This window comes from Psychrobacter sp. (assembly GCF_030454045.1).
Taxonomy (GTDB): Bacteria; Pseudomonadota; Gammaproteobacteria; order Pseudomonadales; family Moraxellaceae; genus Psychrobacter.
The window spans coordinates 1-24,911 of sequence record NZ_JAKDJE010000044.1 but is presented as its reverse complement, the minus strand read 5'-3'; the positions used below and the strand labels follow the sequence as shown (position 1 = coordinate 24,911).

The 24,911-nt window shown below is 43.7% G+C and carries 23 protein-coding genes and 3 pseudogenes; 14 read left to right on the top strand and 12 right to left on the bottom strand.

Going from position 1 to position 24,911, the window contains the following annotated elements:
- Positions 1–168 precede the first annotated feature (168 nt).
- The 3 genes from L0G63_RS09105 (at position 169) to rluF (ending at position 2,579) form a co-directional block, all read left to right on the top strand.
- On the top strand, positions 169–1,023 hold the full coding sequence (locus L0G63_RS09105; protein ID WP_301450354.1) for a patatin family protein: 855 nt from the start codon (positions 169–171) through the stop codon (positions 1,021–1,023).
- Between the two features lie 179 nt (positions 1,024–1,202).
- The gene (locus L0G63_RS09100; RefSeq protein WP_071002033.1) at positions 1,203–1,481 is read left to right on the top strand and encodes a peptidylprolyl isomerase; all 279 of its coding nucleotides are present in this window, start codon (positions 1,203–1,205) and stop codon (positions 1,479–1,481) included.
- A 111-nt stretch (positions 1,482–1,592) separates the two neighbouring features.
- On the top strand, positions 1,593–2,579 hold the full coding sequence (gene rluF / locus L0G63_RS09095) for a 23S rRNA pseudouridine(2604) synthase RluF (RefSeq protein ID WP_301450353.1): 987 nt from the start codon (positions 1,593–1,595) through the stop codon (positions 2,577–2,579).
- 137 nt (positions 2,580–2,716) lie between these two features.
- Here rluF and L0G63_RS09090 read toward each other — a convergent pair whose 3' ends face one another.
- Positions 2,717–4,141: an aspartate ammonia-lyase gene (locus tag L0G63_RS09090; protein WP_301450352.1), complete on the bottom strand. Its 1,425-nt coding sequence runs from the start codon at positions 4,139–4,141 to the stop codon at positions 2,717–2,719.
- 374 nt (positions 4,142–4,515) lie between these two features.
- Positions 4,516–5,379 (bottom strand): LysR substrate-binding domain-containing protein, encoded by an 864-nt coding sequence (locus L0G63_RS09085; RefSeq protein WP_301450351.1) that lies wholly within the window; start codon positions 5,377–5,379, stop codon positions 4,516–4,518.
- A gap of 537 nt (positions 5,380–5,916) precedes the next feature.
- Here L0G63_RS09085 and L0G63_RS09080 point away from each other — a divergent pair.
- Together L0G63_RS09080 and L0G63_RS09075 are read left to right on the top strand one after the other, a co-directional pair.
- Positions 5,917–6,180, top strand: a pseudogene (locus L0G63_RS09080) (GntP family permease); the annotation flags it as partial.
- 179 nt (positions 6,181–6,359) lie between these two features.
- Positions 6,360–7,055: a hypothetical protein gene (locus L0G63_RS09075; RefSeq protein WP_301450350.1), complete on the top strand. Its 696-nt coding sequence runs from the start codon at positions 6,360–6,362 to the stop codon at positions 7,053–7,055.
- Positions 7,056–7,223: 168 nt separating this feature from the next.
- Here L0G63_RS09075 and L0G63_RS09070 read toward each other — a convergent pair whose 3' ends face one another.
- The gene (locus tag L0G63_RS09070; RefSeq protein WP_367618360.1) at positions 7,224–7,949 is read right to left on the bottom strand and encodes a GntR family transcriptional regulator; all 726 of its coding nucleotides are present in this window, start codon (positions 7,947–7,949) and stop codon (positions 7,224–7,226) included.
- A 327-nt stretch (positions 7,950–8,276) separates the two neighbouring features.
- Here L0G63_RS09070 and L0G63_RS09065 point away from each other — a divergent pair, with 327 nt between their 5' ends.
- The 6 genes from L0G63_RS09065 to L0G63_RS09040 all read left to right on the top strand — a co-directional run bounded on the left by L0G63_RS09065 (position 8,277) and on the right by L0G63_RS09040 (position 14,247).
- Positions 8,277–9,566: an SLC13 family permease gene (locus L0G63_RS09065; RefSeq protein ID WP_301450348.1), complete on the top strand. Its 1,290-nt coding sequence runs from the start codon at positions 8,277–8,279 to the stop codon at positions 9,564–9,566.
- A gap of 606 nt (positions 9,567–10,172) precedes the next feature.
- Positions 10,173–11,192 carry a tripartite tricarboxylate transporter substrate binding protein gene (locus L0G63_RS09060; protein ID WP_301450347.1) on the top strand — a complete coding sequence of 340 codons (1,020 nt, stop codon included), beginning with the start codon at positions 10,173–10,175 and terminating at the stop codon, positions 11,190–11,192.
- Between the two features lie 117 nt (positions 11,193–11,309).
- Complete coding sequence (locus L0G63_RS09055) at positions 11,310–11,765, top strand: tripartite tricarboxylate transporter TctB family protein (protein ID WP_186474020.1); 456 nt, start codon at positions 11,310–11,312, stop codon at positions 11,763–11,765.
- Positions 11,766–11,770: 5 nt separating this feature from the next.
- Positions 11,771–13,276: a tripartite tricarboxylate transporter permease gene (locus tag L0G63_RS09050; protein ID WP_301450346.1), complete on the top strand. Its 1,506-nt coding sequence runs from the start codon at positions 11,771–11,773 to the stop codon at positions 13,274–13,276.
- A 198-nt stretch (positions 13,277–13,474) separates the two neighbouring features.
- Positions 13,475–13,858 (top strand): sulfite exporter TauE/SafE family protein, encoded by a 384-nt coding sequence (locus tag L0G63_RS09045; protein WP_301450345.1) that lies wholly within the window; start codon positions 13,475–13,477, stop codon positions 13,856–13,858.
- A 14-nt stretch (positions 13,859–13,872) separates the two neighbouring features.
- On the top strand, positions 13,873–14,247 hold the full coding sequence (locus tag L0G63_RS09040) for a sulfite exporter TauE/SafE family protein (RefSeq protein WP_301450344.1): 375 nt from the start codon (positions 13,873–13,875) through the stop codon (positions 14,245–14,247).
- 138 nt (positions 14,248–14,385) lie between these two features.
- Here L0G63_RS09040 and L0G63_RS09035 read toward each other — a convergent pair whose 3' ends face one another.
- From L0G63_RS09035 to L0G63_RS09025, 3 genes are all read right to left on the bottom strand, one after another.
- A complete protein-coding gene (locus L0G63_RS09035; protein WP_301450343.1) occupies positions 14,386–15,303 on the bottom strand; it encodes a response regulator in 918 nt (305 codons plus the stop codon).
- A 33-nt stretch (positions 15,304–15,336) separates the two neighbouring features.
- Positions 15,337–17,694, bottom strand: a complete 2,358-nt coding sequence (locus tag L0G63_RS09030; RefSeq protein ID WP_301450342.1) for a PAS domain-containing sensor histidine kinase — start codon at positions 17,692–17,694, stop codon at positions 15,337–15,339.
- Between the two features lie 196 nt (positions 17,695–17,890).
- Positions 17,891–18,475 (bottom strand): class II aldolase/adducin family protein, encoded by a 585-nt coding sequence (locus L0G63_RS09025; RefSeq protein ID WP_301450341.1) that lies wholly within the window; start codon positions 18,473–18,475, stop codon positions 17,891–17,893.
- A 77-nt stretch (positions 18,476–18,552) separates the two neighbouring features.
- Between L0G63_RS09025 and L0G63_RS13700 the strand changes: the two are divergent.
- The 3 genes and pseudogenes from L0G63_RS13700 to L0G63_RS09015 all read left to right on the top strand — a co-directional run.
- A pseudogene (locus L0G63_RS13700) lies at positions 18,553–18,624 on the top strand (hypothetical protein); the annotation flags it as partial.
- Positions 18,625–18,680: 56 nt separating this feature from the next.
- Positions 18,681–19,202 (top strand): annotated as a pseudogene (locus L0G63_RS09020) (flavin monoamine oxidase family protein); the annotation flags it as partial.
- Between the two features lie 93 nt (positions 19,203–19,295).
- Positions 19,296–19,397 carry a c-type cytochrome gene (locus L0G63_RS09015; protein ID WP_301450355.1) on the top strand — a complete coding sequence of 34 codons (102 nt, stop codon included), beginning with the start codon at positions 19,296–19,298 and terminating at the stop codon, positions 19,395–19,397.
- A 263-nt stretch (positions 19,398–19,660) separates the two neighbouring features.
- Here L0G63_RS09015 and L0G63_RS09010 read toward each other — a convergent pair whose 3' ends face one another.
- From L0G63_RS09010 to L0G63_RS08985, 6 genes are all read right to left on the bottom strand, one after another.
- Positions 19,661–20,074: a PaaI family thioesterase gene (locus L0G63_RS09010; protein ID WP_301450340.1), complete on the bottom strand. Its 414-nt coding sequence runs from the start codon at positions 20,072–20,074 to the stop codon at positions 19,661–19,663.
- 67 nt (positions 20,075–20,141) lie between these two features.
- A complete protein-coding gene (locus L0G63_RS09005) occupies positions 20,142–20,684 on the bottom strand; it encodes a DUF3124 domain-containing protein (RefSeq protein WP_301450339.1) in 543 nt (180 codons plus the stop codon).
- Positions 20,685–20,727: 43 nt separating this feature from the next.
- Positions 20,728–21,429, bottom strand: coding sequence for a TrkA family potassium uptake protein (locus L0G63_RS09000; RefSeq protein ID WP_252962570.1), 702 nt, complete (start codon positions 21,427–21,429; stop codon positions 20,728–20,730).
- A gap of 78 nt (positions 21,430–21,507) precedes the next feature.
- Positions 21,508–23,268 carry a TrkH family potassium uptake protein gene (locus L0G63_RS08995; RefSeq protein WP_301450338.1) on the bottom strand — a complete coding sequence of 587 codons (1,761 nt, stop codon included), beginning with the start codon at positions 23,266–23,268 and terminating at the stop codon, positions 21,508–21,510.
- A gap of 216 nt (positions 23,269–23,484) precedes the next feature.
- On the bottom strand, positions 23,485–24,423 hold the full coding sequence (locus tag L0G63_RS08990; protein ID WP_301450337.1) for a DMT family transporter: 939 nt from the start codon (positions 24,421–24,423) through the stop codon (positions 23,485–23,487).
- 25 nt (positions 24,424–24,448) lie between these two features.
- On the bottom strand, positions 24,449–24,889 hold the full coding sequence (locus tag L0G63_RS08985; protein WP_301450336.1) for a tetratricopeptide repeat protein: 441 nt from the start codon (positions 24,887–24,889) through the stop codon (positions 24,449–24,451).
- Positions 24,890–24,911 lie beyond the last annotated feature (22 nt).

Genomic DNA, 24,911 nt, shown 5'->3' with positions numbered 1-24,911 from the left:
GTCAGTGCCATGGTCGAATGTTCAACACGCCCTAGTCATAACACTATGATTATCATTTATTCTCTATATGTCAACACACCCTAGTATCGACTATATTTATAAACATTTTTTATCCCCTCGTTTTGTGTACTTGTAGGTATACTTTGCGAGCGTCATTCGAGGTTTTCAATGCTTAAACAACATCGACAAGCACTGGTGGTTGAAGGCGGCGGCATGCGTGGCGCATTTAGCAGCGGTGTCTTAGACGCCTTTTTACAACAACAATTCAATCCTTTTGATCTGTGTGTGGGCGTCTCTTCAGGCTCAACTAACGTTGCTAACTATTTGGCCGCACAACAAGGCCGCACCCTGCATATTTACTTGGATCATTCCCTTCGACCTGAATTTATTCATTATGGCCGTTTCCTTAGGGGCGGTGACTTACTGGATCTAAAGTGGATGTGGGATATGGTGGAGCAAGAATATCCACTGGATCAGGCACAATTATTTGCCAACCATGCTGAGTTTTACATGGTGTTAACACATGCTATTTCAGGACAGGCAACCTACATCAAAGCGGCTAAAGACAATATTTTGGATGGATTAAGGGCATCAAGCTCTATCCCAGTGCTGACCCGCCAAGCGGTCGAGATATTTGGTGAGCCTTATTTTGATGGTGGTGTGGCAGATGCTTTGCCCGTACAGTGGGCGGCTGGACAAGAGAGTATTGATAAGCTCATGGTCATACGTACTCGCCCGCAAAACTACGCTAAAGCAAGCAGTAAAGCTGATCAGCTATTGGCTAAATATTATACTAAGCAACGACATGGTTTTGCCCAAAGCTTGTTGACGCGAACCCAACGCTATAATGACTCGGTACAATTTTTACAGACGCCATCATCACAGAGAATTTTAGAGATTTGTCCACCCGACTTAAAAAACATGGCGAGTCGATTGTCCAAAAATAAAGCCAAAATCCGTTATAGCTATGATGTGGGACTAGAAATTGGACACAAGGCGATTGAAGATTGGCATCAGCTTTAACCTTTTTGTTTTAAATAAAAAAGATATATTAAAGAGAAAACACGGGCCTCGAATATAAGAAATTGGCTTAAATCTTGCCTTAGGTAACCTTTGAATCACAAAGGTTAGTAACTAAGCTAAAATAAGATAAGTAATGATATAATGACCCGATAATTGATACTCTATGAAAGGTTTATACGATGGCTCGTACCGCTAGCGCATTGCACATTTTAGTCAAACAAAAAGAGTTGGCAGAAGATATTATGGCCAAGCTCAAAAAAGGCGCAGCATTTGATGTGCTGGCCAAACGATACTCAACCTGTCCATCAGGCAAAAAAGGCGGTCATTTAGGTGAGTTCGAAAAAGGTCAAATGGTAGGACCTTTTGATAAAATCTGCTTCAACGGTGAGCTTTTCACCCCTCATTTGGTAAAAACCAAATTTGGCTGGCATGTGGTCAAAGTGCTTTACAGAACGTAAGCGTTAGACTGTAAAAACGCAAGTCGCCGCTTTAATGACAAGACGACTGAACCATTCAATTTAGGCTTTTTTCTTAGCAAAAAAGCTTTTCATTAAGTAAAACGGTGCTTTATGTATAACAATTCCTCGACTCGTCTCAATAAATACATCAGCGAAAGTGGGATTTGTTCCAGACGCGATGCTGACCGCTTTGTTGAACAAGGTAATGTATACATCAATGGCAAGCGTGCATCGGTGGGTGATCAAGTGGCTGCTGGAGACGTAGTAAAAGTCAACGGACAGCTGATTGAGCCACGCGAGCCTGATGATTTTATTTTTATTGCCTTAAATAAGCCAGTCGGTATTGTCAGCGCCACGGAAAGCTCTGAGAAAAACAACATTGTCGATTTTGTGAGACACTCGGTACGTATTTTCCCGATTGGGCGTTTGGACAAAGACTCTCAAGGATTGATTTTTTTGACCAATAATGGTGATCTGGTCAATAAAGTATTGCGTGCTGGCAATAACCACGAAAAAGAGTATCTCGTGACGGTAAATAAGCCAATCACGGATAGCTTTATTGAAGGTATGGCGAGTGGCGTGCCAATGCTGGGCAAAATGACAAAAAAATGTCCCGTTACTAAGGTAGCACCCAACGTCTTTAACATCACACTCATTCAAGGTTTGAACCGTCAAATCCGCCGTATGTGTGAGCATTTTGGCTATGAGGTCGTCAAGCTTGAGCGTACGCGGATTATGAATGTAAGCCTTAAGGGGCTTCCTGTCGGCGACTGGCGAGACCTCACACCAACAGAGCTGTCTGTCCTGCTTAAAGCTGTCGAAAAATCCTCGTCGCAAGACAATCATTCGGGCAAAAAATCGCGCCATGCACCACGAAAAAAACCGCGTACTGATGCTCAATCAAAGTCAAAATCCTCTGCAAAATCAGCAGGTACTGCAAAGGGGCGCAATAAGTACGCCAAGGATGATGCCAGAAAGCCAGCAGGTTCTAAAGGTAGAGATGGGCGTCCTGCCAGTCGTGGCAAGAATGCTGCAGGCAATGGTAAACCTACTACAAACGGCAGACGTCCCTCAAAAGGTCGAGGGTCTAAGCGATAATAATTGTCTAATTTCATCACATCGCTGTCATAGTGATCAAAACGATGAAGATAAGACACTTTAAAAGAGTTAGGGCGATATCCGTTGATAGATATCGCTCTTTTTTTCCTTGTTCAATCCAGTTTATGTGCACAAATCTATATACTACTGACCATCGTGTCAGGTGATAAAATCGCTGCAAGCTCCTCATCGCTGAGCAGCTTTTCTTGTTTGACCAGCTCCGCCACGCCCGAACCACTAAGCAGTGCATCTCCTGCGATACGGCTGGCATTTTCATAACCAATATGTGGTACCAGTGCTGTCACGATACCGATACTGTTTTCGACATGCTGCGCACAGCGAGCTTTATTGGCGGTTATGCCTTGAATACAGCGCTCATCGAGCATACGAATCGACTTCTCTAACAGGCGCGCATTGCTTAGTAGGTTATAAACAATCAGCGGCTCCATTGCATTGAGCTGCAGTTGCCCTGCTTCTGCTGCCATAGTAATCGTCATGTCCGTCCCCATCACCTGAAAGGCAGCTTGGGTCATGGCCTCAGGAATCACAGGGTTGACTTTGCCCGGCATAATAGACGATCCAGGTTGCATCGCTGGCAAATTGATCTCACTCAACCCTGTGCGTGGTCCACTCGATAGCAGACGTAAATCGTTGCTCAATTTAGACAGCTTAATAGCTAGGCGTTTGAGCACACTCGAAAACGTAATAAACGCGCCCATATCGGCACTAGCGGCGATCAAATCTTCAGAGAGCGTCACTGGCAGACCACTGATATCCGCGAGCTCACTAATCGCTAAGCGGGCATAACCTTTGGGCGCATTGATGCCCGTACCAATCGCCGTACCGCCCAAGTTCAACTCACATAACTGTAAACAAGCATCTTCGATTCGCGCCGTTTCACTGCCTAGATCACTGGCGAAAGCGTTAAACTCTTGCCCCAACGTCATCGGTACTGCGTCTTGCAATTGAGTACGACCCATTTTTAGAATGCTGCTAAATTCTTTACCTTTGATAGCTAAGCTGTTTTGTAGCTTGATAATGGCCTCTTGCAGTGGCTTTGCCGCAAATACCATCGCTAAACGCGCCACACTAGGATAGACATCATTGGTCGACTGAGAACGATTGACGTCATTGTTGGGATGGAGATGACTATACTGACCATACTCAAACCCCATTTTTCTTAGTCCAATATTGGCAATCACTTCATTGGCATTCATATTGGTTGACGTGCCCGCCCCGCCTTGGATGAGATCAACAATAAACTGCTCATGATGCTCACCACTAATCAGATCGCTACACGCATTAGTAATGGCGCTAAGCTTCTCTTCACTGAGTAGACCGTGTTGATAATTGGCTTTGGCAGCAGCCGCTTTCACCATTGCCAGTGCTTTGATCAAATCAGGAAAATGGCTGATTGACACGCCGGTAATGTCAAAATTTTGCGCGGCGCGTTGGGTTTGGATTCCGTATAGTGCGGTTGCTGGAACGGCTTGCTCACCGAGTAAGTCGTTTTCAATACGAGTATGGGCTTTATTATCGGTCAGGTTATCTGTATTTTTCATATTTTTATAACTTCTTAGACATAAGAGAGATTTAAGAAGTAGGCCGACAAAAATGACTCTGTTGAGTGTTTTGTCTTGACGCTACTCAATATGAGCGCCATCGTAACCGAGAATTTAGCACAAGAAAAACGCAAATATTTCGCTCTCAGCCCCAAAAATTTTGTTCCTTAATAAAAAATATGAAAGATAAGGTTGCTCTATGAAAAAGAATGCGCGCTTTTAAGTTGGGTTTTTGGAAAATATTTATGTGATAGGAAGGATTTTATGAGAAAGCTTATTGATTGAAAAAATAGATTGATTGCTAATTATAAGTGGTACAAGCAAACACCTAGCCTCAGTGAGAAAAGCTAGGGTTGATAAGACTCTTGACTCACTTACAGCCCCAACACCTGCTTTAGAGCGTTGATTTGTGGCTGCTCACGATCGCTATATCGATATGCCAATACAACCTCGCGCACCAAACTATTATCTCCTAAATAATGAATTTGTACGGGCGGCGTACTTCTAATCCATAGTCCTGCATAAGGAATCAACGCCACGCCTAAACCCGACTCCACCATGCGCACGATCGCATCCAGATCATTAATCTCCATGATCGTATTTACCTTGATGTCCTGTTGTTTAAAGAACTTGTTTATCTTTGCGCCTGCTGAGGACTGTAAGGTGTAATGGATAAAAGGATGCTGCTCAAGCGTTTGTCTGAGGCTATGAAAGGGCCATTTTTTAGGGCTGATGAGCACGTAGGGTTCGGTCATAATGGACTGCGTCACAATATCTTTTGGCAAGGCAAATGCTGGCTGTATGGTAATCGCCGCATCTATCTCCCCAACTTCTAGTTTCTCAAATAACTCTACGGCACGCCCGGGGACAATTTCTGTCTGCATTAAGGGGGCAAGTAACGTAATCGCCTTTAGTGCCTCTGGCAAGATACCCACTTGCACGGAGTTTATCGAGCCAATCCTAAGCTGACCATAGTAGCTGGCAATATCAGTATCTGAGGACAACTGCATCGTGGAATAGAGCGCCAAAATCTCTTTGGCGATCGGTAATACGCGCGTGCCTTGCGGATTGAGCGTAATGGCACGAGCAGAGCGGGTAAATAAAGATAACCCTAGATTGTCTTCAAGCGTTTTGATTTGGGCGCTGACCGCAGACTGGGTCAAGTTGATGTGCCGAGCGGCGGCAGCAAAACTGTCTAGCTCGCAAACGGCCACAAAGGTTTTAAGCTCTCTTATCATTGATATCACCACACTTGTATATTACGTCTTATGCTTGAATACACGCGTTACGTCTATTAAGCTCATTCATTTCAAAGACGACGGCTTTCTGTCCAAAGTAGCTCATTAAGCCTTCGCCGTGACTACCAAGGTCTACTAGTTGACTTTTGTTTACTCCTCTGTTATATTTTAATACGATACATAATGTATCATTTTATTTGATTTAAATAAGCCGTTATCTCTACGTGATTACCCTATCACTATACTTTTCTCATCACTTTTTTTCATCGTTGGATTGGTGATATTGATTTCATGCTAAGGATAGCTATTATGAACAACCGTTTACTGTATTTTTTTCATTACTAGATATTTCTCAAGTACTGATCCGGCAGAAAGCACTGATACTTAAGGGCATTATCCTACCACTTAACTAAAAAATAATAAAAACAGTCCATAAAATTTTATTGGACAGTAAACCACCTAAATCCTATTTATAAGAGACGATCCGCTTCACAAAGTATATTTCACCGCATATTTTTTCCATAGAAGGAAATCAAAATCATGAGCATTTTTGCTATTTTGTTGTCTTTGTCCCTCTTAATGTATTTTGCCTATCGAGGCGTGAGCGTCTTAGTTTTGGCACCTCTACTCGCTATCTTGGCAGTGGTGTTAAGTGGACAGAGCGGCCAAACGATGGGGATCTATACCGAAGTCTTTATGCAAGGTCTTGGCGGCTTTGCTGTCAAATACTTTCCCCTATTTATCTTGGGGGCTATTTTTGGCAAATTGATGGAAGATTCTGGTTACGCCTATAGCGTCGCCCGCAATTCTTAACGCACTAGAAAATTACTGGTTGTTATAGTGATGTAATAATAGAAGGTCTAGGATGGTTAGCAGATGTCATTGCTAAAAAATTCGATTATAGTAGATATTCCTTATAACAACTGCTACTTACAGTAGCTACTAATAGCATTCATCCAAATAGACTGAGGGATTAAATCATGAAAACATTAGGATTATGTATTGCCGCAGGACTGGGCTTAAGCGCTTGTGCGAGCGGTGGAACGGTGGGTAACACCAACGCAAACAACGTAGTGACCGAGTACCCTGTTAAGACTGCCATGCTCAATATCTATACCAAACAACGCAGTGAAAATTTGGTTGCCACTATCGGCAATCAGACGGCCTCAGCAGATATTCAAGTCACGCCTAAAGGCAATATGCTCTTCAATAATAAAAAGGTACAAGGTACTGAGATCAACACGATCAATAAAGTGAACAATCAAATCACTAACCAGTCAGTCGCTATCAATTACTTCACCTTGAACCCTTTGGTATTTCACGGTTTTACAGACAGCACAGGCAAATATTCGGTCTCAAACCAAACAACCACTATCCCAAAAATGGCGACGGTGGGCGACTCAAACAAATTGATTACTGAAAATGTCTATAGCGATAGCAGCATGCGCAAAAAAATAGGAACCTATAACCAAAACTGGTCCCTGACGCGAGACAGCAATCAGACCGCATGGTTCTGTATCGAAACCTCAGACAACATGCTTGCTGGTGGCACCTCTGAAGGCAGCTCAAAAGAATGCTACAAAATCAATGCCAAAGGCGACATACTTGCGAGCAAAGTCACTATCGCACCGCCAGCTAGTAATGGCGGACAGACGATTACGTTTAACAGCAAGTAAGCTGCTCAATGATGAATAGGCCATTTCTTTAATCGGTCATTCATAGATTCTAGATTCGAAATAAAAATAAAACCGATATAAAAAAGGAGCCAAATCATCGGCTCCTTTTTTATAGCTTATTGAGCATAACTTAACCACTGCCCTCGCTAATGGTGAAATGGCCAATGGTTAAATAATATTGACCTCATAACTAAATTTTTCTGCCAATCCATAAGATTCTCTATATTCGATAGGGTCCCCTTCTAGGTTTTTAGCAACGCGGCATACTTTCACTAAGTTTTCTTGCTTGGTATTGTCCAGATAAGGGTCTATATGATTGGAGATAAAAAACAGCATTTCTACGGCAGATGAGACAAATTGACCGCACTTTTTGTAATAAAAAGGATAAAGAAGATTCTCAAAATCTTCAGGATCAAGACCAACAAAGTCTTCGTAACGGCTTTTGGGTAACCAGATTTTTTCGCTCAAAATAACTCTATCTTCAACGATGCGTACACGTTCTATATAGATCAGTGCGGCGTTTTTATCGATCTTTAATGCTTCATTGACCGTCTTAACCGCGTCTATCACCGTGATATTTTTTATCACGCCCGTCGGTATGACATAAGAGGCATCTTTATCGCGGTATTTAAAAAACCTTAACAACGAGCTCTCAAAGTTGGGCCGCTTTAAAAATGTACCTCGGCCTTGCTGCTTTATCAAAACGCCGTCATCCACTAACTTTTCGACCGCTTTGCGCACAGTGCCCACCGATACTTGGTACTTGTCTGCAAACTCCTGTTCTGTCGGTAACGGGGTTTTTTCATCCCACTTATTTTCCGTCAATAGCGTTTGAATATGCCACCGCACTTGCTCATACCGTGGCATGTTAAATTTTTTAAAATTATCCATAATTTTTTTCACCACAATAGGAAGATTTTATTAATACGCCCAATCATGTTTATAAGAAATAAAATATCTCTAACACTCTATCTTAAGCCCTTACCAAACTCTATACACATCATTTCGACATTAAAGTCTATCTAGATTTTTTGGTCAATCTCACCTAATTAACGGCTCCTTTTTTGCTATTATTCTATTGAATTATATCGGCTATAAAAGCTAATAAGATTTTCTAGCCTACAAAGCTATTCGTCAACATTATCACAATGTTCTTCAACCTAAAACATATATATGTATTTAGATTTTTAGATGTCATACCGTCAAGACCGAGGAGCGAATATGACCCTATATCTTATAGCGGCCATAGTAATTTCTATTGTGTTGGGTTACACCACTAAAATCAATATCGGCTTGTTTGCGATCGTGTTCGCGTATCTGATTGGCTGTTTTGGTATGAAGCTCAGCGCTTATGAGGTTATTAAATTGTGGCCTCTAAAGATTTTCTTTGTGATTTTTGCTGTGACGCTCTTCTATAACTTCTCTTTAGCCAATGGCGCGTTAGAAAAACTGTGTGAACATTTGATATACAAGTGTCGGCATTTTCCAGCGTTTTTGCCATTGGCGATTTTTTTTGCTGCCACTACAGTAGCAGCGTTAGGGGCTGGCTATTACACGGTTCTTGCCACGATGGCACCGATGATTTTGTTGTTATCTAAAAGAACCAACTTAAATATCATCATTGCAACGTTATCCGTGAATTACGGGGCGCTGGCAGGTGCCAATTTTATCACTTCACAGAGCGGTGTGATTTTCAGAGAGCTTATGAGCGGTGCTGGCGTTGCCAATGACAATACCTTTACGTATGGCTTAGGCATATTTGCCGCGACCTTTTTAATGCCGATTGTCTTGTTAGGAAGCTATAGCTTTATCAATGCCAAGACCAGCAAGATCGCCATTCAAACCGTTGTTCCAGCGCCTTTTGACACCAAACAAAAAAAATCCATCATGCTGATTTTTATGATGATGGCGATTGTATTGGTTGTGCCCATCTCAAACCTACTTGTACCGAATGTAGACGCCATTGAGTTTTTGAACGCTCGAATTGATATTGGTTTTATCGCCATTTTCTTTGCTTTAATGAGCTTGTTTTTGAAGCTGGGTGATGAAAAAACCGTGATTGCGTTGATACCATGGAATACGCTCATTATGATCTGCGGTGTGGGTATGTTAATCAGCCTAGGTGTGGAGGTGGGTGTCATTTATGAGCTGACAGAGTGGCTCAGTACCAACGTTCCTATTTGGATGATACCATTTTTGGTGTTTATTATTAGTGCAATTATGTCGATATTTGCTAGTACGCTTGGTGTTGTTGCGCCTACGCTATTTCCGATGGTGCCTGCGTTGGCAGTGGCTTCTGGTTTGAGTCCTTTTTTCTTGTTTATCTGTATCGTGATCGGCGCTCAAAGCTCGTCCATCTCTCCCTTCTCTTCAGGAGGTAGCCTGATACTGGGTGCCGCTCAAGTGCATATCGACAAAAATAAGCTATTGCATACGCTACTGTTTAAAGCAGTGCCTTTGGATATTGTCGTTGGCTTGATCGCTATTTTGTTTATTCAGATGATATTTTGAGCACAATAAAAAAACATATGTAATGTAAATAATGATACTTTGTTCAGTTTTATACTTATAAGACAATCTTTACAAGCCGTATTGATAGACAAAACACATCGCACCTATTGGCAGTGGCCGTCGACATTTTTGCCTATCAACCAACTGAGCAAACACTGATTCCGCCTCCCTACTGCCTGTCTCATAATAAGAAATTGCCCTCAGATAAAAGCATCCCCTGTTTCGTTTTAAGAGCGGCGTCTTGTTTCATAGCGGTTGCTATTAATCACTCTCACCATGCGTTATTCATAAGCATTTGTTTTTACTGTCATTATAAAACCTCATTTTAGATTAGGGCTGGTCCTGTATTTATCTAATGCCGACATAGCAAGCTTGGGTTCTTACAAAGTCCAGCTCGCTACTGATTTCAGAAAATTCATACATACATACATATGTTTCTTGTTATTTCTAAATTATTCTGTTACTTTTGCAAAGTGAACAAAAAGACTACTGTTGTAAAGGTTGGTAACATTATTGGTCTGCTTTCAACTTTTTGTATAGTCACCCTATCCTTTCAATCAAAATTTTATTGATTTTTACTGAAAAAATACATACAAGGAGTGTCGTGTGAAAAAACTATCCTATCTAGCGCTTGGTCTATCTGTCCTTACCTTGACAGCGTGTAACAATGCTAACGAAACTGCGAGCGCAGGTGCAGATGAGTTTGCAGGTCCTTCACGACCAGAATGTATCGCTCCAGCAAAACCAGGCGGCGGCTTTGACTTGACCTGTAAACTTGCTCAGTCAGGCCTAAAAGATACTGGCATCTTAGAAGATCCGATGCGAGTCACTTATATGCCAGGCGGTGTCGGTGCAGTGGCGTATAACAAAATTGTTGCCAATGACCGTGCTAACGAAGACGCCATCATCGCGTTCTCAACGGGCTCAATCCTGAACTTATCACAAGGTAAATTTGGTAAGTTCACCGAAAAAGACGTGAAATGGCTCGCCGCCGTTGGTACCGATTATGGTGCCATTGCGGTTAATGCAGATTCACCAATCAAGGATCTAGCAGGGTTAGTCGCTGAGCTTAAGACGAATCCAAAAGCAATCAGTTTTGCTGCCGGTGGTAGTGTTGGTGGTCAGGACTGGATGCAAACGGCCATTTTGGCAAAAGCCGTTGGTGTTAATCCTAACGACATGACTTATGTTGCGATGGAAGGCGGCGGTGAGGCCATCACCGCAGTCATGGGTAACCATGTCACTGTTGTGAGTGCTGGTATTGCTGAGATTATGCCACAAGCTACTGCTGGCAAACTACGTGTCTTAGCCGTATTTGCAGATGAGAGATTGGGCGGCTCTATGGCTGATATCCCTACTGCAGTAGAGCAAGGCTATGATGTGACTTGGCCTGTCGTTCGTGGTTACTACATGGGTCCAGACGTTAGCCCTGCCGCTTACGACTGGTGGAAAGCGTCATTTGACAAGGTGCTTGCTGATCCAAAATTTGCCGAATTGCGTGAACAGCAAGAGCTACTACCTTTCTCTATGACTGGCGAAGAGCTTGAGCAGTATGTCTATAAGCGTACTGGAGAGTTACGTGAGTTGTCTTCTGAGTACGGTCTTACGGGTGCTACCGCTAAATAGTCTCATCCAGACCATATCCCCTTAATGATTGAATACTAAAACTTCATGGTATTTATCGAAGGTTGACAGATGAGACATCTATCAACCTTTTTATTTTAGAATTTAAGGAGTACTTCTATGACAATGGAACGTGCGTTCTCTGGATTGATGGCACTGTTTAGCTTATTTTTGGTCTACTTAGCTATTGGTTACGTCGCTCCCATTGCCTATGATCCTATCGGTCCTCGGCCCTATCCTATTTTAATTTTTTCATTGATGGCGTTTTTGACCTTGGTGATCGCCTTTCGTCCACCGCGATTCACCAAACCTATTAATTTAGGCTACAACAAAATCGTTATTAGAAACCTTGTTTTATGTGTCAGCGCATTATTAATTTATAGTTTGATTTTTGAGCCTTTAGGTTTTGTTGTTGCTACCACCCTGATGTGTTTTGCGGTTGGTCTCTTGTTTGCCGGCAATCCTATTAAATGCCTTATCTTTTCAGTTGTGATCAGTATCGCCCTGTATGTCCTATTTGACATGGCTTTGGATGTGATTCTGCCACTTGGAATATTATCAGGAATAATGGGATAGCTATTATGGAAACTTTTGATTTTTTAATGCACGGTTTCGGCGTAGCAATGTTGCCCAAAAACTTACTGATTGCACTCATCGGTGCTTTTATTGGTACGATTGTGGGTATGTTGCCAGGCCTTGGCCCAATTAACGGTGTGGCAATTCTACTACCATTTGCTTTTGCCCTTGGTCTGCCACCAGAAAGTGCGCTTATCCTTTTAGCAGCTGTATACTTGGGGTGTGAATACGGTGGTCGTATTTCTGCCATTTTGCTCAACGTACCAGGTTCAGCGGCAGCGGTGATGACCTCCTTGGATGGTAATCCGCTTGCGACACAAGGCAAAGCCGGTATCGCCTTATCCATCTCTGCGGTCGCCTCCTTTATTGGCTCGACGATTGCGACCATCGGTGTGGTGCTATTTGCACCTTTATTGGCTAAATGGGCGGTATCTTTTGGCCCTGCTGAATACTTCGTATTGATGGTATTCGCGATTTGCTGCTTGAGTGGTTTGGTCGGTGATCAGCCTATCAAAACAGCGGTATCCGCATTAATCGGCTTGGGTCTTGCCACCGTCGGCGTCGATGCAGTGACGGGTATTTATCGCTATACTTTTGACTCCGTCAACCTATCTGATGGTATCCAATTTACAACGATCGTGATTGGTTTCTTCAGTGTCAGTGAAATCTTGATTTTGCTCGAAAGAACCAGTACGGGTGGTAAAATAGTCGCGCAAGGTAAGCGTAGCTTATTCAACCTAAAAGAGTTTCTCTTCACCATCGGTGCTATGTTGCGTAGTGGTGCAATGGGTTTCTTCGTTGGTATCCTACCGGGTGCAGGCGCGACCATTGCCAGTGCGATGACCTATGCTAGCGAACGTAAAATTGCTGGCGATAGTGGCAAATTTGGCGAAGGTGACCTTCGTGGCCTAGCGTCACCAGAAGCGGCTAATAATGCGTCAGCGTGTGGCTCATTTGTACCGATGTTAACGCTAGGTGTCCCAGGTTCTGGTACGACAGCGGTTATGATGGGCGCGTTGACTTTGTATAACATCACGCCAGGTCCACAGCTATTTACTGAGCAGCCAGATATCGTTTGGGGTCTTATTGCCTCATTGTTCATCTGTAACGTTATCTTGCTTGTCATGAACATCCCGTTGGTTGGTTTCTTCTCTAAGCTACTGAACGTACCAAACTATATCTTGATCCCATCAATTGCTGCTATCAGTTTCGTTGGTGTCTACTCTATCAACAGTACAACGTTTGATATGGTATTCATGGTAGGACTTGGTATCTTTGGTTATTTCTTACGTAAACTGCACTTCCCTCTATCAGCCCTTATCCTAGGTTATGTACTAGGAGAGCTTATGGAGTCTAACCTACGTCGTGCGCTCTCTATCTCTCAAGGTGAGATGTCTATTTTATGGAGCAGCCCAATCACCGTATCATTATGGGGTCTGGTCGTGGTCATGATCTTCATGCCAATCATTCGTAAAATGTATCGTAAACGCTTTAAGAAGACTGCTGCATAAGTTTTTGCCAGTTCGTCTCTAAATGTCTCTCCGGCGGTGGTTATACTCTATGTATAGCCACCGTTTTTTTAGAGATACTTTTACCCTACTTTCAATAGTCATTAGGGACAAGCCCTTAACACTCCTCACTTTTTTATCAGCTGTTCAAAACTAGCAAAACATCACTACTTGATGTCACTCATGAAATAGGATTTTATAGTGCCCCTTGTTTTAGATTTGTTGCAAACCATTCCAACGTGGCAATTAGTAGGACTATTCAGTGCTGGTATGATCGCTTTTATTATCTCTACGATATCTGGTGGTGGCGGTGCGATGCTGCTGATACCAGTCACTTCTTCGATGATAGGGACTGCGGTTGCGCCGCCTGTGATCAACGTGGCTACCTTTATGAGTAATGCCTCACGGCTCTATTTATTTTGGCATGATATTGACTGGTCATTGACCAAATACTATGTGCCAAGCGCTATCGTAGGAGCGTGGCTGGCGGCATTGGTCTTTAGTCGTTTGGATGCAGGCTGGATTCAGTTATTGGTAGGTGCATTTTTATCTCTACTATTTTCCAATACAAGTTCGGTAAAGTAAGTAAAACGTTTGACATGCCAAAAGTAGGTTTTGTACCTGTGGGCTTTTTCATTACCTTTATGAGCACGTTGGTGGGTGGCCTAGGTCCCATTCTTAACCCTTTTTATATGAACGCAGGTCTAGAAAAAGAGAATCTTATTGCGACCAAAACGGCGAATTCTTTTTTTGTCGGTATTGTACAAGTCGTCAGCTACGCCTTTTTTGGCATACTCACTGTCAAAATCTGTGTGTATGGTCTGGTATTAGGACTGGGTGCCGTTATTGGCAACGTCATTGGCAAGCACTTTTTGGCTGGCATCAGTATTAGTCAGTTTAGAATAATGCTGCTGATACTAATGGTGATTAGTGGTTTAATAATGATCATAAGAAACATACACGTATTGTTTTAATAAGCCCATCACTCGATACCGTAATTATGTCACGCAAATTCTTATAAATACGGGTATTTATTCTTTATTAAAGATAATGCTCAATCATATGCTGACCTGATATAGCATCTTAATCAGAATACCTTACATCATCATGCGTCAGCCTCTAAACTTGGCAAAGAAACCCTTCAATCTTTCAGAAAAATTAAAAGTCTCAGCTTCTGGTACTTCTTCAACATGATGACGAGTTGCTAATATCGGCTGCTGTACCAGTCTTTCGTGATGCTCAAACGCGCGGTTCAGACTGATACTCATGATAGAGAAGTTGGTAGGACGTGGCAGACAGCGATACACCTGCCCTTTATTGATGAGATCAATCACCATGTGGGCGTCTTTAAATTCAGTCAACATCAGCACCATCAGATCGGGCTGGATATTTTTTAGAGCGTAGACAATAGGAGTAATATTTTCTTCGTTGAGCGTCGCATCCGTGATGGTGACACCAAACTTCTTTTTTTGTAGTAACTTCGCAGCCTGCTCGAGGTTGCTTGCCCAGCTCACTGTATAAGTACTTTTAAACTGATTTTTTATTTCTTGATAAATACTCTCATCATCATCTAATACCAGTATATTCCTTTTGCTACTAGCATTCATAAAACTCTGAGATTCATCACCTTGCTTCATATTTTGGGTAATATCTTGCGTTTGCTGAGCAATCTCTGTGGCTTTATTTACGATTTTTTTGAGCTCATCATTTTGCCAAGGCTTGGTGATATAACGGTAAATCTCTCCGTCATTGACCGAGTCAATCACCGCATTGAGATCCGCATAGCCTGTTAGCAAGATACGAATGGTATTGGGTGACGCCTCTTTGATATCACGCAAGACTTCCGTCCCTTGCTTATCAGGCATACGTTGGTCACTGATGACCACTTGTACATCGTGCTCGCTGACATATTTCATAAGCTCAGTGGCATCCGTGGTGACAAACACGTCGTGTGACTGGCGAAAATGCATTTTTAGACTGCGTAAAATGCGCGGCTCATCATCGATAAAGGCAATTTTTGGTTTTTGCATGAGGCTCTCTTTGGGTAAATGGTGAGAAGTATTTCAACCTTCAAACAAGGCTTTGGAGGGTTTATTCTCATAAGTTTTCGACTGTATTGGCAGCACAATAGTAAAAGTTGTGCCCTCGCCGACAATGGAGGTCGCTGCAATACTGCCACCATGCTGCTCCATAATCTGTGTGCTGATCGCCAGCCCCAAACCCGTCCCATCGCCTGCTTTTTTGGTCGTGAAAAACGGCTCAAATATACGGTCTAATGTGTGCTCGCTGATACCCACGCCATTGTCAGTCACTTGAACCACGACTTGTTGCTGTGCTTCATCGACCGCTGAGATGATGTGCAATTCGCCTTTTTGATCAGGCGCTATGGCTTGAGCGGCATTGTTGAATAAATTTAATAGCACTTGGTTGATTTGCGAGGGATTGCATTGAATCAGCGGCAGTGTCGCTAGGTTGGTCGTAATATCTAAGGTTTTAAGGTTGTTGCGCGCCACGACCAGCGAGGTATTGATACAGTCATTGATATCGACGTCTTTTACTTTTGATTCATCAATTCTAGAAAAATCGCGCAAGCTCACAACCAGCTCAGCAATCTGATCCACCCCGTACAAACTGTCTTTAATCAAATCAGCCAAATCCTCACTGACTTCATCTTCTTTAATTTCTTCACAGCACTCTAGGGTTTGAGCCGTCAATTGTGCCACTTGCGCTTGGTCAGCATTGGCGTCTTTTAGCGCCTGCAATAGCTGGTCAGTATGGTTGATCAGCTCATCGAAACGCATCAGGTTATCACCGACCAATTCGATATTACTACGTACATAGCCCAGTGGCGTATTGACCTCGTGCGCCACCCCAGCCACCATTTGTCCTAGGGTTGCCATTTTTTCGGAGCGCACTAATTGTACTTGCGAGGCTTTTAACTCATCCATCGCTTGCTGTAGATCTTGGGTGCGGGCAGCAACTTGTTTTTCTAGATGGACGTTGATTTCAGCAAGCGCGCCTTCGTTTTCGACGACACGATCAATCAGTTGGTTGGTCTGCTCACTGATGATTTGAATTTCGCTCACGCTTGAGCTGGGCAGCTTATGTGCGAGCAGTTTTTGATATTGTTTTTGTTCAATCAAAGCGCCCATCTCAGCCACCAAAAGCGACATACGTTGTAATGGACGAGTAAAATACTGACGAAACACCCATGCCGTTAATAATAAAATAGGGATAAAGCCCAGTAGCATCGCTTGTATCAGCTGATTGGATAACGCATTGGCGACACTGAGCAGATCACTATTGGGTTTTACAATCACCATTTTCCAATAAGTGAATGGCATGCGAAAGACGAAGGCTGTGGCTGGCTGCTGTAAGACAAAATCATTGGGGACGTCGATGGTATCGACCAGATGGCTGTCGACTAAATTGAAAGTTTGATCGATATTTAACAACAGCAACGCTGAGAGCAACTCAGACTCTTGCTCACTTATTTTGCCCAGATTGGTCGTACTCAAAATACTACGCGCTGCCAAGGTAAAACGGCTTTCATCTTTGGCAGTAGCATCATCAATGAGCGTATCGTTAATGCGACCCAAACTGTCCGCGATAGGCGCAAAACTCGGATTGATAGCCGCCAACTGACTGGCGTTCATCATCTCGCCTTGTGGATTGTTGGCGGTGGTTTGAGTGACGAGCGACTGCTCAGGAAGGGTCAAAAATCGATTGTCCAAGTCAACCAAAAAGACATAGCCGCCTATTTTCTCTTGCCACCTCTTCATGGCGGCATCAAGATTGTCCAATAATAAGTTAAAACTCACCACGCCATCAAACGCTTGATTAGTACTGTTGTACAACGCTTTAGCACAAGTCATCATCGGCTGATTGCTCGTGGGATCGATGTATGCCCGACTCCAGACACAATGATCATGATTGGCGTACAACGCTGGAATATACCACCAGTCTCGATAATAAGCATTAGGCGTTTGGCTCACTTGGTCATAGCGCGTCACTGACTGCATGCTGCCTGACTCATCGCGCGCCCATACAAACGACTGACGCTCTTGACCTTGGGCATACATATTTGGGTCGAACCATACCCCACCACCCACGACTCTTTGATCCATTTGTTGCATGAGGTTGCCAAAGGTTTCTTGGTAAAGTGCATCCTCTTTAGGTAGACCGCCCGCCATCGTACTGCTTGCTTTTGCAAGCCCATCGACATGGTTGATACTAACCATGATGCTGTTGATGACTTCGTTGCCTGTTTCAACCACAGTCTCTGAAGTCATCTCCATAATGCGCGGCTTGCCTTGGGTTTCAATGACCAAGTACACCATGAGGATAATAAGTGAAAAAGCCAACGCTAAAATAATCAGCATACGGGTAGAGATACTACCAAGCCTGCTAGCAACGCTCATACACACACCTTTTATCTACGCATCAACTGCTATCAATGAACCGCTTAATGGATATCAATCTCTGTGACACACAACAACTATTTATAATGGGCATAAGAATACGGCTCATTTATGAACATATGATGACAAAAAAACACAAGTTGATAGAGGCGGATTAATTTAAAAACCGGTGATAACACACAAAGGGAATCAGGAGTCAAAATAAGACCCTGACAGATAGAATGCTTATAGGGAGGTAAAAACAGGAAACAAAAAAAGCAGCGGCGACCGTGCTGGCACAAGTGAGCAGGCCATGATTACGTAAAATCATAAAGTTAGCATCGCCTAAGTCGGCGACCAGACGCACCTTTTCTTTAGGGTTTAATGCGATACCTTCGTAGTCGTGGTATGCCAAGTTGGATAGCGGAAATAATGATTGTTGAGAGATGGGCAATAGGCCTTGTTCTTGCGCTGAGATGGCAACTCCATCGATGGTATGCAGATGAATCACGCAGTGCGCATCGTCACGCGCTTCATGCACCGCGCTATGAATGATAAACCCGGCTGGATTGACATCGAACGCTGATGGCGAGACCTTTTCGCCTAATTTATTGACTTTGACTAGACTAGAGGCCGTGATCTCCTCAAATAGCATGCCATAAGGACTGATCAAAAACTCATTTTCAGTACCAGGGACGCGGGCTGAGATATGAGTGAATACCAAGTCATCCCAGCCATAGTAGGCAATCATGCGATAACAAGCAGCAAGATTGACTCGCATCTGCCACTCTTGTTCGCTCACATTATGTTGTACACTTTAAGGCATTTGACTGGATTGATGACGCTACCTCGTTGAGTACATCGGCAAGACTGGCGAGTATGCTTGTAGGGCTGATTGGTACTTATGGCAAGCAAATGGATGGCGATATAAAGATAGATTTGCGCTTATCACAAGAAGAGATTGGCTTTATGCTTGGCACAACCAGACAAACCGTCAATAAAATTATTCAATCGCAGCCCTCCCTTATGATAGCTCGTATAAAGTGGGTTTGGAGTTCAAACGGCGGTTTTGGGAAGAGGACGAATGGATCTACGGCGGCATCACTTATACCGATCTACCCCTCACCCAAATCTCCTATCCGTCACAAGATATGTTTAGCACAGGCTCAGGTGTGTTGCTTGGTGCGTATGGATTTGGCGAGCCTTCGTACAAGTTTAACTCATTGACACCCAAAGAAAGTATCAACGCGGCGCTCGCCTATGGCAAGCAGATTCATCCACAATATACCAAAGAGTTTCGCTCAGGCACCTCGGTTGCATGGCACCGAATCCCTTGGACACTGGGTTGCTACGGTATCTGGAGCGAGTCGAGTCGTGAGCAGTATTACGAGACCCTTTGCAAGATTGATCACCGCATCGTACTGGCAGGTGAGCACTGTTCGCACATTCCTGCATGGCAAGAAGGTGCAATCCTATCTGGCATGGATGCCGCCAAACGCTTGCATCAAAAGGCCAAAAAGCTTGGGTAGCGCGTCTTAGAATGACAAAACTTTGGATAATAAGCCTTTGTATGATAGATCTAGCATTGAAGCAAGGATGATAACAAAACGGGGTTCTTTACGATCAATGGCAAAAAGCTCTATAACGACTCCTGTGCAGGTTGCCATATGCAAAAAGGTGACGGTGCATACGGCGCTGGTTACTATCCACCCACCGCTAGCTAACAATAGCAAAATGGAATCGAAGTACTATATTATTAGCGTAACAATCAATGGCCTGCGCGGGATGCCATCGTTTCATAGCATGATGAATGATGAGCAAATAGCCGCTGTCACCCAATACGTGCATAGTGATTTGAACAATTTCACGGATACGGTTACAACGGATAATGTCGCGCAGCTACGCCATGACTTTCCACCGGGATCAGACCCGAACGAATAGAAAACACTCGCTATTTTATAACGTACCCAAGCGCTTACATAGCGTTTTAAATACGCTTGGGCGGTACAGAATAGGTGCCGACTACATGAGCCACGACATCGTCTGAGCCTTCTGAATACAGAGATACCTCGCCCACTATCAAGGCTCGCCCTACTTTGAGTAAGGTGCATTCAGCGATAATACGTGCATCTGCTGATGGTTTACGCAAAAAATTGATAGTCAGACTCGTCGTCACTGTCAATGGCACGATACCGATTTTCCCAAGTATCGCCACATAGATGGCGACGTCAGCGACGGTCATCATGACAGGTCCTGACACTGTGCCGCCAGGACGTAGCTCATCGATGCCAATCTCGTGTGATAAAGTCGCACCATTTTCACTGACTGCTTCGACGATACATTTGGTTTGTGGAAACTCTAACGCCATAAAGGCGCTGATTTCTTCTTTGGTTGCAGACATAACGCTTCCTTGAATTGAATTAAATTAAACTTTCCTTGTTATTTATTACTTCACTGAATACATTCCTTTAATGTATTACTGGCGTACCTTCTGTACTAAAGGCAAATCCTTTATTACTAAAATTCCCAATCATGACCGCCTCAATCACTGGTCTGACAGTTTCATCGACACCTTCGACCTCGATAATGAAGTTAGCACCCGACCCGCCTTTATCTTCTTCTTTTTCGACGATGTAGTTGAGCGTGGCCATCGCTGATAGCTCGATGGGTTTGCTTAGATACGACTTTACCAATGCCCCATCCGTATCATAATAATCAATTTTATTAATATACAGTGATTTTTTCAGCGTGGTATTGCGCACACTCAGCGTTGCTGACAGTAGTACTTTGCGATTGTCTCTATCGATATAGATATCAGAGTAAATCGGTACATAAAAGGTTTCTTTATAGCTGAACTGACTGCGATCTACATCGGAGGTCACCTCTAACGCTTCAATCGGATCTTGTTGGTGCTCGGACATAAGAACGTTCGGATCTTGCGCAGACGGATCACAGCCTGACAGCAACACGATAACAGCGAACAATAGAACGGATATACTGCGCTTATTCATAAACTTCCCCTGTCCCTTTTCATGTCGCTGCGATTGAAAGCCGTTATTTGATTTTCACACCCACGCTACGTAAGAACTGGTTGATGTGTTTGTTTGCGCCATAAATGACCAATACATCACGGTCTTGCAATATTTGATCAGGCGTGGCCAGACCTTGCACGCTAGGTTTGGTCTGGGTACGACCAAAGCTGTCTTCATAATACTCATAGCGCAAGGTACTAAGCAATCGGATATTGAATTTTTGCTCCAACCGCAACTCCTCAACCGTCTTACCGATCAACACATTTGGAATCTTGATTTCTACCATACTAAAGTTATCGCTTAACTCAAACGAATCAACAAAATGGCTTAGTGACAGTCGTTTGGCCCAGCGATTGGCTGCTTCTTTTTCAGGGTAAATAATGTCATCGACACCAATGGCCTGCAAAACTTTTTTATGCAGCGGGTTGATACTACGACTGATCAAACGTTTTGCTTTTAGTGTCTTGAATAACGCCGTTGCCATCACGTTGGCGCCTTGATCCTCCCCAATAGCAACAATGACGGTGTCGGTATCGACAATCGGTAATCCGCTCACGGTATACTCATCCGTGGCATCCATACAGAGCGTATGAGAAATGACTTCCTTATAGGCTTCTACTCGTTGCATGCTGCTGTCAATGGCAATCACTTCGTGACCTTGGCGGGTCAATGCTGCTCCCAGTGACGCCCCAAAATTCCCCAACCCTACGATGATGTATTTCATAACTTTTATGACCTTTTTTAGTATCTTTTACTCTAAGTTTCCCTGTTTTTGCATATAAAACCGTCTATTTATCATAAGTTAGTTAATCGTGATTTCCTCAGTCGGATAGCGATAATTGCGTTGGCGCATGTTTTTGAGTAGCGCAATAAATATCGTCAGCATACTGACCCGTCCAACAAACATGATGACCGACACCACCACTTTACTAAAATTCGATAAGTCTGCTGTCAGGTTTAAACTTAGCCCAACCGTGCTATAAGCTGAGAAACATTCAAATACCACTTTGATCAAATCAAGCTCTGGCTGATCATAACTAATCAGCGTCACACCCGTACCGATGACCAATAATGACAACCACATAATAGAGAACGCGCGGCGCACAGAAATCTCAGCAATCTGACGCTTGAATACTTCTATCTTGGTTTGTCCACGGGCTAAGCTCAATGTATTCAATAGCGCAATCGCAAAGGTACTGGTCTTGATACCACCACCCGTTGAGTTGGGCGACGCCCCAATCCACATCAAAAATATCGTTAGCATAACCGTTGGAAAAGTCAGTTCACCCATATCAATGACATTGAATCCTGCGGTTCGCGGCGTGGCAGCCGTAAAAAACCCTGTGATAAGCTTACCGAAAAAGCTGGTATGGTCAGCGAGTACATTGTTGTATTCAAATACCATCACCCCAACCAGACCAGTCAACAATAACGCCCCAGTCGTAATCAAGGTAATACGGCTGTTGATATTCAGCAACCAAGGCTGATAAATGTAGTGCCGATCATTGCGATAGATCAGCTGCTCAATGCGATGACGCAGATAGCGCAGTACATTGACCACGATGGTAAAACCCATACCGCCAAAGATAAAGGTCATCGCCACAATGAGCTGTAGCGGATAATTAAAGCGCAGCGAATCGTCATACATGCCAGCACTAAAGGTAGAAAACCCAGCATTACAAAAAGCGGATATCGCATGAAAGACCGAAAAAAACAATTGCTCAGACCAGTCCATATCAGGCATATCATAAATGCTGATATAAATGAGTGCCGCCGCCACCGCCTCAACGGCGAATGTCACATATAAGATCGACTTAAGTGTCGACACCACATTACCCATGCCGCGCATATAAGACATCTCGCTAATACTCGCTTGCGTCTCGTAACTGACGCCGCCCTTAAAGAAGTAACTAAAGTACGTCACGAACGTCAAAATACCTAGGCCGCCGATTTGTATCAGCCCCATGATAATGACTTGGCCAAACGTCGTAAAATAGGTTGCCGTATCCACGACAATAAGCCCTGTCACACAAACCGCACTAGTCGCGGTAAAGAGCGCATCAATAAAGGACAGCGGCTGCGTTGTCGCATTGGGCATCATTAGGAGCAAAGCACCAACCAGCACAACGGCTAAGAAACTTAAAATAAAAAACTGTGCAGGATGCAAAAAGGTGCGATTGAGATTGAAATTATGATCAGAGAGTTCACGGATAAAGGTGACAAACACGGCGATCTTTATCGCGACAAAACCATCAACGGCGGCGTCCAATCCAGAACGCACCAAATCAGTGAAATGCGCGGTAAGTAAAATGACAATCGCGATACTGGTAAAAGCATCAAAAATAGCAACTTTATTGAGCGTTCGCGGTTTGTTTGTGTAGAGATAACGGCCAACCGTCACCACAAAGCTGAGCAAAATAACGACCAAGTAAAAAATATGAAACACTTGTTGGAGCCAAATGGGCAACGTAAAGCCACTATCCAATAAGGCAATAGCTACCCCGATGACACTAATCAGAATCGTAACATTATTCAATAATCGATAACGTGCGGCTGCATTCATAGCTTGAACCCATGACAACAATAACCACGATACTTATACTCCTTTTTTGCCCTATTCACAAAAACTGATTTGAGAGAATCGTAACCAATTATTGAATCAATATAGATCCTAAGAGTCATTCAGATGAGATATCAAATACTTGAAATATCATACAATACTGACTGACGTACTGACTCCTTTCCCCACTTACTAAGCCCCCACTTGCTAAGCTGTCTCTCATTCTTCTTTTGTTATTATTATCGCCATTTTTACGCCGCCCCATGTCACCAGTATCACACCAACAGCTATCAAAGATGCTCCCAAAAACAACCCCTCAGGTGGACGCTCTCCCTGCAAAAATATCGCAATCGGTACACCAACGACAGCCCCAACCGCCCCTAGTAAACTGAGCAATACAGGCCCACCTGTTTTTTGCAAAAGAAATAATAAGAAAAACTGACCAGCAAACACCCACGCTTGTACGACTATCAACCCTAGCGGCAGCCAAGCATCTAAAGGCATCGCGACAGAAAAATCAGAGAACGCGCTAAACAAACCTAGCAGCAATGCCGCCGCCACCAACATCCCAGGCGCAAGCGCACTAGAGGAGGCATTATCAGGCCAGCGTAATGTCCGATAGATATTGCCAATGGCGAGTAGCACTGGCCCGCACAGCGCGACTAAAATCCAAAAGACACTAGACTCTGGCGCAGAAAGCTTGTGGATAGCCAATACCCCTGCGCCAAGAAGCGCCGCCACTACGCCAAGCGCACGAATGAGATAAAAACGCTCCATACGTAGCATCAGTGCGCCAAGATACGTTAGCAGTGGGGGTAAAGATATAATTAGGGCAACAAACCCTGCCCCAACATGAGGAATGGCCGAAAAGAGCAGTAAATTGGCAGCCGCCACGCTAACAAAGGCGGCGACAAAATAATACTCGATACTACGGGCACTAATAGGCGGTATCTCTTGTTTGATAAGAGCAACGATTAGTAAAATAATGGCCGCGCCAGTGATCGACCAAAACAAAAACGCGAGTGGTGTTAGACCGATATTGACAGCATATTTTGCCAAGTTGGTCGAGATACCAGTAAGCGCACCCCCTGCTAATAGGCAAGCAACAGGCACTAGCCACGTGTTTTTGTGAGTATTTTTGTTGAGTAAGTCATTCATCCATTATCCTATTGGACAAGGTCGATCATTCAGTCACCAGTTTCGCAAGCAGCTCATCTATCTCAACCTTAAATTCTTTGTCTTCGATTTTGTTGGCTGCAACTTTGGCATTTTGTAGATGTTGGATAGCCGCTTCAGTCTGACCCGTCTCAAGCTGTAGCACCGCCATAGAAAAAGCGATTGATGACATATGATCTTTTGAATTGATCGCCGTGGCTTTGACCAACGCCTTGTCATAGATAACTAAAGCTTCGTCCAAATCCTCTGTGAAATCAGCAAGGGTCTCCCACTGCTCGGGATGGTCTTTATCGGTGTTTTCATTGTCGGTACAAATGGCGTTTAATTCTGCATAAAGCGCATCAAATTTTGCTTGGTCGCCGCGACGGTCAGCCTCTAGCAGCTCTTCGGCTAAGGTGTAAATGGCTTTATATATTTTAGGGCGTGTTGAACATTCGCAAATAGGCACTGCTGATCGCTAAAATTGTTCC